The organism is Phyllobacterium myrsinacearum (assembly GCF_014138285.1).
Classification (GTDB): domain Bacteria; phylum Pseudomonadota; class Alphaproteobacteria; order Rhizobiales; family Rhizobiaceae; genus Phyllobacterium; species Phyllobacterium myrsinacearum_A.
Window position 1 is genome coordinate 1,044,619 of the sequence record NZ_JACGXN010000001.1, and the last position, 12,958, is coordinate 1,057,576.

Below are 12,958 nucleotides of genomic sequence, written 5' to 3' on the forward strand. Positions count from 1 at the left end.
AATCCAGTTTGAGCATGACAGCGATAGTTTATGCTGTTGCAGCAACAAAGCGGAATTGAACATGATGAAATCAGGCACATTTACGTCATCCGACGTGATCAGGGCGTCCTTTTCGACCTCCATGTCATCCATGTACCGGACAGAGGTTCCCGCCTACGGCACACTCATGTCTCTGGTTGCCGAGGTGAACGGCAAGACACTGGCAACGTCCCCGGAACTGAAAGATCAGTTGCAGGAAACCGATACGCTCGACCGGATATCGGAAGAACGCCACGGCGCAATCCGCGTCGGCACCCCGGAAGAACTCTCCATGCTGCGCCGCGTTTTCGCTGTTATGGGCATGTATCCCGTCGGCTATTACGATTTGAGTGAAGCGGGCGTTCCCGTTCATTCCACGGCTTTCCGTCCGGTCGATGACGAAGCACTGAAGATCAACCCTTTTCGTGTGTTCACATCGCTGCTGCGCCTCAACCTGATCGGCGACGCAGGATTGCGCAAAAAGGCACGCACCGTTCTTGCCGCCCGCCAGATTTTCACCGACAGGGCCATTGCGCTTGTTGAAAAGGCTGAAGCGCAGGGCGGCCTTGATTCCGGCGATGCGGAAACCTTCGTTCAGGAGATTCTCGAGACATTTCGCTGGCACCACCAGGCGAGCGTCAGCAGTGCACTTTATCAACGCTTGCATGATGCCCACCGGCTCATTGCCGATGTCGTTTCCTTCAAGGGTCCGCACATCAACCACCTTACACCACGCACCCTTGATATTGATGCGGTGCAGGACCTGATGCCCGAACAGGGTATCTCGCCGAAAGCCGTCATCGAAGGCCCGCCGACGCGTGCCTGCCCCATCCTTCTGCGCCAGACATCCTTCAAGGCGCTGGAAGAGAATGTATCTTTCCAAAATCCTGATGGCACTTGGGAGACCGGATCGCACACCGCACGCTTCGGCGAAATCGAACAACGCGGCATTGCCCTGACACCAAAAGGCCGGGCTCTCTATGACCGGTTGCTGAGCGACACGCGCAAGATCATCCGTCCGGCAGCGGATGGGTCCAACGCACAGACCTATATCACTGCCTTGACGGAGACGTTCAAGGCGTTTCCGGACAGCTGGGCGGATATTCGCCGTGAAAATCTCGGCTATTTCCGCTATTCGGTCGTTGAAAGTTTTGCAGGCCGCATGACCACGCGCGAGGCATCGGATATCGAAGCGTTGATCGCCCTTGGTGCCGTGCGGTTCGACCCTATCGTCTACGAGGATTTTCTTCCAGTCAGCGCTGCGGGCATTTTCCAGTCCAACCTTGGTGATGAGGCCAGCCAGAAGTTTGTCGCCAGTCCCAGCCAGCGCGAGTTCGAGAATGATCTCGGCACTTCGGTCCTCGACGAGTTTGCCCATTATGCCGGGCTCGAAAAGGCCTCCATCCAACAATGCCTGCAAATACTGCGCCCCGCAGCACTTGCAAGTTGAACACTCATTTGACCTTATTGCGGCCTCTCCGGCAAAAGTCCGGCGCTCACCGCACGGTCAGACAAAAGATATGTAAAGGGAAGGCAAAATGACGATTGCTCAAGACGTAAAAACGCTGCTCGGAAAGCTTGGCGTGGCAGAAGCCGCTTATACCGCCGGAACAATGGCTTCCTACAGCCCGGTCACCGGCGAAAAGATCGCCGATATCGCCATTCATTCGGCTGCTGACACAGCCAAGGCTATTGAACAGGCCGATGCTGCGTTCCGCGAATGGCGCCTTGTTCCGGCACCGAAGCGTGGCGAACTCGTTCGCCTCTTTGGCGAAGAACTGCGCGCGCTGAAGGCTGAACTCGGTCGTCTCGTCTCGATTGAGGCCGGAAAGATACCTTCGGAAGGTCTCGGCGAAGTGCAGGAAATGATCGACATCTGCGATTTCGCGGTCGGCCTCTCCCGCCAGCTTTACGGCCTGACCATTGCGACGGAACGCCCCGGACATCGCATGATGGAAACCTGGCATCCGCTCGGCGTCGTCGGCGTTATCTCCGCCTTCAACTTCCCGGTTGCTGTCTGGTCATGGAATACAGCTCTTGCCCTCGTCTGCGGCAATGCTGTTGTCTGGAAGCCATCGGAGAAGACACCCCTCACCGCGCTCGCCTGCCAGGCCATCTTTGACCGCGCAGTTGCACGCTTTGGTGACGTGCCGGCTGGTCTGACCAGGACATTGATGGGCGACCGGACAATCGGCGAAGCTCTGGTCGATCATCCGAAGGTTGCACTTGTGTCGGCAACCGGTTCAACCCGTATGGGCCGAGAAGTCGGCCCTCGGCTGGCCAAACGTTTCGCCCGCTCGATCCTCGAGCTTGGCGGCAACAATGCCGGCATCGTCTGCCCGTCCGCCGATCTCGACATGGCGCTGCGCGCCATCGCCTTCGGTGCCATGGGAACGGCGGGTCAGCGCTGCACCACCCTGCGCCGCCTCTTCGTGCACGAAAGCGTCTATGACACGCTCGTCCCGCGCCTGAAGAAAGCCTATGAGAGCGTTTCCGTCGGCAGCCCAATCGACACATCAGCTCTCGTCGGCCCGTTGATCGACAAGGCGGCCTTCGACAACATGCAGAAATCCGTTGGAGAAGCCGTTGCCCATGGCGGCAAGGTAACCGGTGGCGCCCGGGTCGATACATCACATCCGAACGCCTATTACGTTCGCCCTGCCCTCATCGAGATGCCGAAGCAGGCTGGCCCGGTGACGGAAGAGACCTTTGCGCCAATCCTCTACGTGATGAAGTACAGTGATTTCGACAAGGCAATTGCCGATCACAACGCGGTCGGTGCCGGCCTGTCTTCTTCCATCTTCACACTGGACCTGCAGGAAGCGGAACGCTTCCTCAGCGCGGATGGATCGGACTGCGGCATTGCCAATGTCAATATCGGTACCTCAGGTGCTGAAATCGGCGGTGCTTTCGGCGGTGAAAAGGAAACGGGCGGCGGCCGTGAATCCGGTTCGGATGCCTGGAAGGCCTACATGCGCCGCGCTACGAATACGGTCAATTATTCCAAGGCCCTGCCTTTGGCGCAGGGTGTATCCTTCGATATTGATTGACGCCTGAATGCCTCAACCACAGCCCCGGTCTTCCCAGACCGGGGTTTTTTATTTGCCTGGTCGCCATGCCCAGCATCCGATGGGCGATATGTACATGATTAAAATTTTATACTTTAACAAAACCCGGTCACTCCAGTTTGCATAAATCCTTCTGTGAGTTGTTTTATCTTTGTTTACTGCATTCTCATCCTTACGCTTCCAACACTGCTTAAAACTGCAAATAAATATCCTCTTAAGTCCGGCTTAAGACAACAACCGACAAAGTTATCGAAGAAAATAATGCAAGACGGGGAGCAGAAATATGCTGACAGTGTACAATTGTATCGTCAATGAGCATGATGTCAGGCTCGTTTTTCTTGCGGCAGCCATCTGTATCTTTTCTTGCCTGACTGCCGTTGATCTTCTTCGACATGCGCGACACTCGCCACACCAGACAATCTGGCTGTGTGTTTCGGCGGCCTCATGCGGATTCGGTATCTGGGCCACGCATTTCATCGCCATGATGGCGTTTTCACCGGGGTTGCCCAACGGCTATAATGGGCTGCAAACCATTCTGTCGCTGCTCATCGCAATCGCCGTAACCGGTCTTGGTGCATACACTGCCATTACAGCCAAGTGGCAAAATGCCGACCTTGCAGGCGGAGCCATCATGGGTGTGGGCATAGCCGCCATGCATTTTACCGGCATGCTTGCCTTTGAAGTGGAAGGCAGGATCACCTGGGATCCGACGTTCGTAGCTGTTGCCATAGGTGTTGGTGTGATTCTTGGCGCATTTGCTCTCCGCCTTGCGCTCTCGCCAGCTGAAGACAAAACCCGTCACGCAGCTGCCGGCCTGCTGACCCTGGCAATCTGCGGTCATCATTTCATTGCAATGAGCGCTGTATCCATCACGCCGGATTCTTCGATCCTCATTTCCGATAACGCCATTCCCGCCAATTTCGTGGCTGTAACGGTGGCATTGGTGAGCACACTTATCCTTGTTGCCAGCTCAATCGCGCTGACCATCGACGTACGCAACCGGCGGTACAGGCTTGAATTGCAGCGCATGCACAAACTCGTCAATGCAGCAGTCGAAGGATTGGTCATCTGCGACGGCGAGACGATTGTGACAGCCAATGAAAGTTTCTGCACTCTGGCGAACATGGACAATTCAAAGCTCACAGGCGGCTCCATCGCTGCCTTCCTGCCTGACGCCAGACTGCGCGCAAAGCTGCTGAGCGACCAGAACGAGTTGGTGGAAACAACCCTTACCGGAGAAAACGGTGATCCCATTCCGGTCGAACTGATAGCCCATACTATCGATTTTAACGGCAAATGGCACAGAGCTGTTGCAGTCCGCGATCTGCGCTCACGCAAGGAAGCCGAAGCCCACATCAATTATCTGGCCCATCATGACGCGTTAACCGGGTTGCCCAACCGCCGCAATTTCAATGCCCGGCTTGATCAGCTTATCGCCACCGCCACTGGCGATGACGAGGCTTATCTCGCGTTGTTCTGTCTTGATCTCGACCGGTTCAAGGAAGTGAACGACTTGTTCGGACACGCCGCCGGTGACGATATCCTGCAGCGGGTTTCGAGCGCCATCACCAAGCTTCTTGGCAAAGATGAGACGCTGGCGCGCCTTGGCGGTGACGAGTTTGCCATCATCGTGCCGGGCCTTGTCACACCGACCGCCGCGAGCCGCCTCGCCGACAAAATTCTGGAAGCACTCCAGTCCGAGAACCTGAACTCCCCCATCGGCTTCCTGATTTCCACAAGCATCGGGATCGCCATCTTTCCGGTGGACGCCGGTGATCGCGAGACATTGCTCAATCAGGCTGACACCGCCCTGTATCAGGCGAAGGCAGAAGGCCGGAACACCTATCGCTTCTTTGAAGCCAAGATGGGCGCGGAGGCAAGAGAACGCCGTATGATCGAACATGACTTGCGCAATGCCTTGCCGCGCAATGAGCTGAGGCTCGTCTATCAGCCGCAAATGCGAATGGATACGGGTGCCGTTACCGGTTTCGAAGCCCTTATGCGCTGGCACAATCCACGCCTGGGCGAGATCTCGCCAACGGTTTTCATCCCTATCGCAGAAGAGAGTGGCGTGATTTTGCAACTCGGCGAATGGGCTCTGCGCGAAGCGTGCCGGGAGGCTGCCAGCTGGGAGAAACCCCTGTCCATTGCGGTCAACGTGTCCGCGGTGCAACTCTATAGCCACGATTTCCCGCAACGCGTGCACAGTGCCTTGCTTCATACTGGTTTACCGGCGCACCGGCTCGAACTCGAGATAACAGAGACTGCCCTGATCAAGGATACGAACCGCGCTCTCACCACCCTTCGACAGCTAAAGGCATTAGGCGTGCGCATTGCGATGGATGATTTCGGTACGGGCTACTCGTCACTGTCGAATGTCCGCGCCTTCCCGTTCGATATGATCAAGATTGATCGCTCCTTCATCAAATCCGTAGACAAGAACGAGCAGGCCGCTGCCATCGTTAAGGCTGTATTGGGCCTTGGCCGAGGTCTCGGCATGCCCGTTCTTGCCGAAGGCATTGAAACTCCGGATGAGCTGGAATTCCTCATGGGGGAATCATGCAGTGCCGGACAAGGTTTTTATCTCGGCATGCCAAGTCCCATGGAGAGCTTCCGTCACCTTATCAGTGACGACGCCCCGTCCACCGCCAAGAAACTCATTGCACTATAAATGTTTGTTCAAGCGGCTCCTTGCAGGGAGCCGCTTTTTTGCTTGGCCACAGAGAGCCTTTGCGCGAATGAAACATTCATTTATAGAGCGTATTCATATACTTAGATGCCATTGCCCCATTTTAGAAACACTATAGAAACAAAACGTCACATCTCAGAAATACTGCCGAAACAAAGCCACCAGATAAAGAGCAAGTAAAATAATTTTGTATTCTCATATCGATTCGGAATACATTTCTTTTCTTGCAGGCGGCCGTGATAAATATTTCAAACTTGCAAACAATACTCCTAGCCGGAGCAATATTGTCTTCCGGCGCGTACGGCGTATCGGCTGAAGAACGGCCACCTTCGCGCAAAGAACTTTGCGCGAAATTCCAGACACAAGTTCACCAAGCAATCATCGAGCACGCCGAGGTTCCCCGGGCAGCCAAGGCGAAATCACTGCAGAAAAAAGCGATCCGATTTTGTGCCAGCGACAAGCAGGCGCAAGGTATCAGGACCTTTGCAAAGGCATTGAAACTGCTCGGTGTGCAACCAGTCAATAATTGACAGTTGTATCACAAACGCCCCATCTGAGAGGAAACGACACCATGAAAAAGTCACTCTATACAGCACTTGGCCTTGCAATTGCTCTTGCATTCTCCGCACCGGTTCTTGCTGCCAGCAGCACGACCGCATCGGCAGCGCCCAGGCATCATCACGTTAAGCATCACATGAAGCATCATCGCCACCATGCAAAGCATCATCGTCATCATGCAAAGAAGATGTAATAGCAGGGCCTAAATCTGAACCATGTTGTAAAATGATGCTGGTCGGCGGACGCCGTTGATCGGCATCATTTTTTGTTTCGATGCCATGAATTGGCGCGCTTTTCATATCAGGTAGGGAAGAAGACTACCGGTTGCCGCTCTGCCGATTTATGGCAAGATTTCGATCCTGAATATCCCTTATCAACGTGTCGTTCATTTCGGACATGGATGACTGGCTGCCTTGGGGCGGGGCCTGCATTCCCGATGGGACCATGTTCAATCGCGTCGTTTTGCCGTTAGCCGTTCCACCATCACTTTTGCCATTGGCGAAAGACGTGGGCAACGCCCTCTCAACACCGCCTTGCAGCGCATCGCCAACCCATTTCTGTGCACCTCCGGCAATGCGCGCGCTCAACGGAACGATCTGGGCGAGAAGGAATAGCCCCGCAAAGCAGACCAAAACAAAAGGCGCAATTTCCCTGATGGTTGGGACCGCGCCGTGATCCGTGGATATTTTCAATGTGATCACGACATCTTTGATGATGATCATGAAAAAACTCAAAAACGCGTAGAAGAAAATCGGCACAAGCATGGTCTGTATGGCGACAGTCAACCAGCCGGAGAAGAACCGTGACGCGCCTCGAAACAGAAGTGTCACGATGAAACCGGGGGCCAAAGCCAATACGATCCATAGGGCCAGCTTTGAAAACAACATCAGAAAAATCGCGTATGCGACGAACAAGGCAGCGGCGATCCAAACAATGCCGGAATGCAAAGAAGACAGCAACACATCGTCCGGCATTCCCTTGTTGCCCACTGCGGATTTGGACGGGGGATTGGTATTGACTGCCGCCTGTTTTAGCACCGGATCTGGCGCAGCCTTATCTGGGAAAGGACTGGAAATCCGCGTCGAGGCCAACAGGGCGATTTGGTAGAAGTCATAGAGATCCCGCTCAACCGTCATTTGTGACATCGAGCCACGTCCCGTGTTTACGATGTTGTTCATCATGACGGAAGAGATGGCCATAGGAATCCCCGAGATGACACCGTACGCCAACGTTTGGATTGGTCCCCACCCTGTGGCAATTGAAAAGATAATGGCAATCCGCAAGAAGCGAAATGCGATGTCAACGACACTGCTTTCTCCCCTGCCTTGCCAAAAGCGGAAACCCCAGAAAACCAGATAGAGCACCAGCAATCCGGACAGGAAAGGCGTAAGCTGACCGGCAAAGGCGCCATAGGTGGACGCCGTAAAGCTCTTGCCGAGACGGTCGATATTGTCCGACATGAGAGCGATGTAATTGGGCGCTTCCATCAAGGCCATGGTTTCATGTTCCGAATTCAAACAAGGCAACCAGCGCTTCATTCACCGGCCTGAGCGGCCCGCAATCAAGTGTTGCAGAGGCAAACGAGAACAAGCCCGGGGAGCAAGGGTGTTTCAGCCTCTGATCGCTTCCGCAGGCTGTCGCAATCATCATGGTACAGAGCAATAGGCAGATGGTGCGAAACTTCATATTCTGTCTCCGGGGTGGCAAAAGGCAGGCAGCCAGTTCTGTGGATCATCACCCAGACGGCGGCGCAAGGCTGTCAATTCCTCGATCGTGTCGGCACGAGCGGATAGAACCTTGATAGGATCGTCCATATCGCTCAGGCGCAAACGCGCGATAACCGATTCCTGACCATGCTTGATGAGGAACGATCTGCTGGACGCGTCAGCCGTCCGTATCCACTGGATTTCACGTGCAGAAAGGCCAAACCCCGTCGCGTGACTTTGCTGATCAGCCCGCGGATTGGGGAAAAATATGTGGGTCGCACTTTGCTCCATCAGTGTATTAGCAAGTGCAGATGTCGCAATATCCGACGCACTCTGGGTGCCAAACCCCACAACACCGTTGAACTTGCGAATCGTCTTCATCTTGTCCTTGATGAAGGCTGCAAAAATATCGTCATCGAGAAGCCGCCAGCCCTCATCCAGAAAAATCAGCAACGGGTTGCCATCAAGTAACTCGTCCAACCGGTGGAAAATATACATGAGCGCTGCACTGCGGATGAGCGGATCATCGAGGATCTTAGTCGTGTCAAACCCGGCAACATCAGACCATGTGAAGCGATCCGTCGGGTTATTGAACAACCAGCCAAGCTGATCCGGACGCAGCCATTTGTCGAAACGCGCCAGGAGATCATCACCACCCGCGCGCATGCGCCCCCGCAACAGTGAACCGAACACACTTAATGAGCGCACATCAGGACTTGAGGCAAAGATCTGCGCGATGGCTGAACGGAGGACATTTTCCTCCTCTGCTGCCAGCCGTGCTCCATCGGACCGCCGTACCATGAGGGAAAACAGCTGAAACAGGAATTCACGATTGGGCCCGGTGTCGGGCAAACAGAGCGGGTTGAAGCCGGATGGTTCGCCGGGTTCGAGGATTTCGTAATTGCCGCCGAGAGCCCGGATAAAGATTTCTGCGCCACGATCCTTGTCGAAGAAAACGCAACGCGGCTTGGGCCTGATGCGCTGAGACTGCGCCATCAGGAACGAAAGAGCCACGGTCTTGCCTGAACCGGATGGGCCGATCATGGTGAAGTTTCCAAGATCTCGCACGTGGAAGTTGAAAAAATATGCGGTCTGGCTCGTTGTCTCCAGCAATGAAATGGCACTGCCCCAATGATTGCCTCCAGATTTGCCGCTTGGGAAATTATGCAATGACAGGAACCCGGAGAAATTCTTTGACGAGATCATTGCCGAGCGGGCGATATAAGAAAAATTCCCGGGTAGTTGAGCCCAGAATGCCGGCTCGCAATTGAGATCCTCGCGCAGCCAGATAATAGCCTGATCCGTCAAGGTGGCGCCGACCGCACGAATACTGCGATCAAGTTCCGCCTTGTCATCACCGAGGCACATGATGGATAAATGATGGTTGCCATAGATTGAACGTGAGCCCAGCAATTCATCGCGGGCGCTGTTGAGTTGACTGCCAACGACTGAGCCGGCTTCGTCGGCCATCGCGATCTGCCGGGATACGCGCTCTATTTGCGCCTGGACCACAGGCTTGTCGACGATAGCGAAGCTTTGACTGACAATAAACTCGTGAGGAACTTTCAACAGTCCGTCAAGCAGCAAAGGTCCCGTATAGGGTGGGTATTCGCGAATGGAAAGCATGGCTCCCAAACGGCTGTTATCCGGCGGCGTGGATCCGACAAACTCTACGGCGTTGCGGCCGAAATGCAGTCGTTTCATTGCCAATGCGCCATCAAGCGGCATGCGCGGCAAACGCATCTTGATCGGTTCCAGCCCATTGACGATCTGGACGAGGAACTCCAGCGGTTCCGAAAAATAAGCACCGGGCTCGGGTTCGCGGATACCAAGGAGCCGCGCGCCATAGTCATGCAAGACATCCCGAATGTTGAGAACAGCATCATGCAATTCGCGCAGATCCTGTGCCTCGCCAGATGCTCCCCCGTCGTTGGACGCATCGGCGAAAATACGCCTTGTCACCTTGTCGATAATACCAACTTGACCGCGCAAGGGGCGACGGACGATGGTGACATACATGTCGTTGACGAACATGTGCTGCTGCTCGAGTTGCGCCATGTATCGCCGGTTCAATTCGTCGGCAAAGGCGTTATCAAATACCCCGTCAAGACCCGGCTGAATGCGGCGGCGTATCATATGGCCGTATACCGCATATCGGCTGCTGCCGAGTGATCGGAGTAGGGTATTGCGCGCCTCCAGTTTTCCGTTCAACTGCACCATATCCGCGGTTTCAAAACAAAAGCCATCGAGTTTCAAAACACTCAGCAGATAACCATCCCGGGTCCGCAAAACAGTGTCATCCACATGCCGCGTGTAGGGGATATGTGCAGCAACGGAGCGCTCTCGTTTGACTGACGAACCAAATCGCATATCCCGGCGTACGGGACGGCTGGTCATGAATTTTCACCCGCGGCGTAGCTTCTGATGCCCCAGATGGCTTTGGATTGGGGAGGCGCTTTGGACATCTTCACCCGCATGATGGTGAATATCTGATCATCCAGCAGGGTCAAAAAATAGCCCAGGCTATGGATTGGCAGGACGAGCAACAACGTGAACAAGTTCTTGGTTGCCAGAAATATACAGGCCGTTACCACGATATTGAACATTGCAAACATGTACGGAACTCCAAACAACGTGGGAGCACGGGTTAAAGCCTTGACCAGCGGTACGAGATCTGGCGCATCATCGGGAATCATCTCAGTGCCCCAACGCGCTCTGAAAGAAAGCCACGATCTGCGTCGAACCAAACACCAGAACGATTCCCATGATGACCGATCCCGCGATGCCCCACGTGAAGCGCCCGGTCCAGGCGAGGAACCCGCAACTGATCACCGCCAATATGGCGATCATCGAGGCAATCGGCCCCGTGAGAATACTGATGAGCGTCTGCAGAACAGACTGAACCGGTTGCAACCCCGTCTGGGCAAGGGCACAGTCCATGGGGATAGACAGTGCAATCAAGGCAACCACTCCTCGGGTAAAGGCAATTCGAAGAGACGTTGGCAAAAGGGCTATTTTGAAAATGAATGAATGAAAGCACACTTTGATTACTCCACGTGAAGAACAAATCCTTGCGTCCAGGCGCCTTTGCTTCCTGCATCGGGTGCGGCGGGCGATTCCTTGGTTTGATGGGCTGTTTTGACCTGTCTTTTGCGATCAGTAAGCGGCCGCCAATCATAGAGATCCGAGAGAACTGCCGAGATGTAACGGACCGTCTCGGGATATAATGGGATGCCGCCATTTTGCTCCACAGCAGCCTCACCGGCATTATAAGCGGCAAGGACATAGAGCGGATTGGCATATTTCTTTTCCAGGAATTTCAGATAACGCACACCTCCACGAACATTGTCTTCCGGGTCACAGATATCGACTGCAAAACGTCGCGCTGTCGCAGGCATCAGTTGCATCAGACCGATGGCACCGGCACTGGAGACACTATCCATACGAAAACCACTTTCCTGTCGCGCTACTGCGGCTACCAATGCCGCGTCGGCGTGTTCCGCTTGGGCGATGCGCTGGACAATGGCCTCACCATCTTCGATCGAAGGCGTGTGCTCGAATTGACAGGCGCCCGTGCCCACCGCCGATTGCACCGGCTGCGCCGTTGCTGTTCTCCCATCAACTGCGATGACCTTAACCGGAGGCAGACTCGCATTATCGGCCTCAATGGCGCACGCAGCATCGGACAGGGCCGGCAGGAAGCACAGACAGATCGCCATCTGCGCGAGTACGAGACCTGTACGGGGAAGACACCGTACCTTGCCATCGATAAGACTGCTGGAATCCTTTGTTATGCTCTTCATTGCGCCCCCCGCGAGCGATGGCTCAAGGCGCTCCGGAACATACCCTCATTGACAACAGACGGCCGCACAGCTTGTCGAACATAGGGCGCATAAAAAATCTCGGACACGGCGCCAGGCCGTCCCTCTTTGCGGCCTAGTTGAACAACAATCGGCAGCGTGGCGTGCAGATGATCGATAATTTCTGTCTTGGAAAGGCCACCACCCCCACCCGAACTGGTCTGCATCACCAGCATTGCCAGGCGTTCATAGGCCGAGCGGGGCGAATTTGCATGAACGGTGGACAGTGAACCGGGGTGGCCCGTGTTGATCGCCTGCAGGAAATCAAGCGCTTCACCGCCGCGCACTTCACCGAGGAGCAGCCGGTCGGGGCGCAACCGCAGCGACGCTTCCACCAGACGCCTCATGTCCACCTGCGCAATGTTCTGATTGCCACGCGAGGCAATCAGCCGGACGTGATTGCTGTGCGGCGGCAAGAGTTCGGGTGTATCCTCAATGGTGATCACTCGCTCATGTCTGGGTATTTCCCGCATCAAGGCGTTGAGAAACGTCGTCTTCCCGGTTCCCGTCCCACCTGAGATAATCATGGAGATGCGAAGACGGAGAGCGGAATGGAGGAATTCGGCAATATCGCCTGAATCGAGATGATTGCACAGAGACCGTTCTTCGTCGGTCAGACCATCGGCACCACCCGTTAGTCGTACAGAAAGGAGCGAGCCCGCATGGACATAATCGGAAAGCGACAGATCCCGAACCACCTTTCGCCGGATAGCGATGGTGCCTCCGCCGGGTGCAGCCGGTGGTAATATCACCTGAACACGCGAACCGTCCGGCAAAGATGCGGAAAGCAGCGGCTCTTCTTCATTGACAAACTGGTGGCCGTCGGCCGCAACCCGTTCAGCCATGAAACAGATGCGCTCGCGGGTTAGTTCGGGAAGAGTGAGTGGAACCATACCTGCGTGCGTCGCACCTGAACTGTATTCAACGAAAACCTTATGTGGTTCATTGATGCAAATCTCGACGACATCCGGTGCTTCCAGCAGAAATTGCAGTGGTGCAAAAGCCAGGGAGATCAGCTCATTGTTGCGCCAGAGCATGCCCATCAAAAAGCCTCACTCA

At 54.9% G+C, this 12,958-nt stretch carries 11 protein-coding genes; 5 read left to right on the top strand and 6 right to left on the bottom strand.

What is annotated here, in order from left to right; genetic code table 11:
• The first annotated feature begins 64 nt into the window (after window positions 1-64).
• The 5 genes from hglS (at window position 65) to FHW16_RS05230 (ending at window position 6,526) form a co-directional block, all read left to right on the top strand.
• Complete coding sequence (gene hglS / locus FHW16_RS05210; RefSeq protein WP_182548935.1) at window positions 65-1,468, top strand: 2-oxoadipate dioxygenase/decarboxylase HglS; 1,404 nt, start codon at window positions 65-67, stop codon at window positions 1,466-1,468.
• 88 nt (window positions 1,469-1,556) lie between these two features.
• Window positions 1,557-3,068 carry an L-piperidine-6-carboxylate dehydrogenase gene (amaB, locus tag FHW16_RS05215; RefSeq protein ID WP_182548053.1) on the top strand — a complete coding sequence of 504 codons (1,512 nt, stop codon included), beginning with the start codon at window positions 1,557-1,559 and terminating at the stop codon, window positions 3,066-3,068.
• 301 nt (window positions 3,069-3,369) lie between these two features.
• Window positions 3,370-5,757 carry a bifunctional diguanylate cyclase/phosphodiesterase gene (locus tag FHW16_RS05220; RefSeq protein ID WP_182548054.1) on the top strand — a complete coding sequence of 796 codons (2,388 nt, stop codon included), beginning with the start codon at window positions 3,370-3,372 and terminating at the stop codon, window positions 5,755-5,757.
• A 254-nt stretch (window positions 5,758-6,011) separates the two neighbouring features.
• Entirely contained in the window at window positions 6,012-6,305 is a 294-nt protein-coding gene (locus tag FHW16_RS05225; RefSeq protein WP_182548055.1) for a hypothetical protein, read from the top strand.
• A gap of 41 nt (window positions 6,306-6,346) precedes the next feature.
• Complete coding sequence (locus FHW16_RS05230) at window positions 6,347-6,526, top strand: hypothetical protein (RefSeq protein WP_182548056.1); 180 nt, start codon at window positions 6,347-6,349, stop codon at window positions 6,524-6,526.
• 124 nt (window positions 6,527-6,650) lie between these two features.
• On the opposite strand, the gene FHW16_RS05235 is transcribed toward FHW16_RS05230, so the two are convergent.
• The 6 genes from FHW16_RS05235 to virB11 form a co-directional block, all read right to left on the bottom strand.
• A complete protein-coding gene (locus tag FHW16_RS05235; protein ID WP_182548057.1) occupies window positions 6,651-7,697 on the bottom strand; it encodes a type IV secretion system protein in 1,047 nt (348 codons plus the stop codon).
• Between the two features lie 318 nt (window positions 7,698-8,015).
• Complete coding sequence (locus FHW16_RS05240; RefSeq protein ID WP_182548058.1) at window positions 8,016-10,436, bottom strand: VirB4 family type IV secretion system protein; 2,421 nt, start codon at window positions 10,434-10,436, stop codon at window positions 8,016-8,018.
• Entirely contained in the window at window positions 10,433-10,735 is a 303-nt protein-coding gene (locus tag FHW16_RS05245) for a type IV secretion system protein VirB3 (RefSeq protein ID WP_182548059.1), read from the bottom strand. Before FHW16_RS05245 ends, FHW16_RS05240 begins: the two co-directional genes overlap by 4 nt.
• Before the next feature lies 1 nt (window position 10,736).
• The gene (locus FHW16_RS05250; RefSeq protein ID WP_182548936.1) at window positions 10,737-11,027 is read right to left on the bottom strand and encodes a TrbC/VirB2 family protein; all 291 of its coding nucleotides are present in this window, start codon (window positions 11,025-11,027) and stop codon (window positions 10,737-10,739) included.
• 59 nt (window positions 11,028-11,086) lie between these two features.
• Window positions 11,087-11,842 (bottom strand): lytic transglycosylase domain-containing protein, encoded by a 756-nt coding sequence (locus FHW16_RS05255; RefSeq protein WP_182548060.1) that lies wholly within the window; start codon window positions 11,840-11,842, stop codon window positions 11,087-11,089.
• Window positions 11,839-12,942: a P-type DNA transfer ATPase VirB11 gene (gene virB11, locus FHW16_RS05260; protein WP_182548061.1), complete on the bottom strand. Its 1,104-nt coding sequence runs from the start codon at window positions 12,940-12,942 to the stop codon at window positions 11,839-11,841. Before virB11 ends, FHW16_RS05255 begins: the two co-directional genes overlap by 4 nt.
• Window positions 12,943-12,958: the final 16 nt, after the last annotated feature.

Coding starts and splice junctions, on each gene's coding strand:
- hglS (WP_182548935.1), top strand. CDS start 65: ATGAAATCAGGCACATTTACGTCATCCGACGTGATCAGGGCGTCCTTT.
- amaB (WP_182548053.1), top strand. CDS start 1,557: ATGACGATTGCTCAAGACGTAAAAACGCTGCTCGGAAAGCTTGGCGTG.
- FHW16_RS05220 (WP_182548054.1), top strand. CDS start 3,370: ATGCTGACAGTGTACAATTGTATCGTCAATGAGCATGATGTCAGGCTC.
- FHW16_RS05230 (WP_182548056.1), top strand. CDS start 6,347: ATGAAAAAGTCACTCTATACAGCACTTGGCCTTGCAATTGCTCTTGCA.
- FHW16_RS05240 (WP_182548058.1), bottom strand. CDS start 10,436: ATGACCAGCCGTCCCGTACGCCGGGATATGCGATTTGGTTCGTCAGTC.
- FHW16_RS05245 (WP_182548059.1), bottom strand. CDS start 10,735: ATGATTCCCGATGATGCGCCAGATCTCGTACCGCTGGTCAAGGCTTTA.
- FHW16_RS05255 (WP_182548060.1), bottom strand. CDS start 11,842: ATGAAGAGCATAACAAAGGATTCCAGCAGTCTTATCGATGGCAAGGTA.
- virB11 (WP_182548061.1), bottom strand. CDS start 12,942: ATGGGCATGCTCTGGCGCAACAATGAGCTGATCTCCCTGGCTTTTGCA.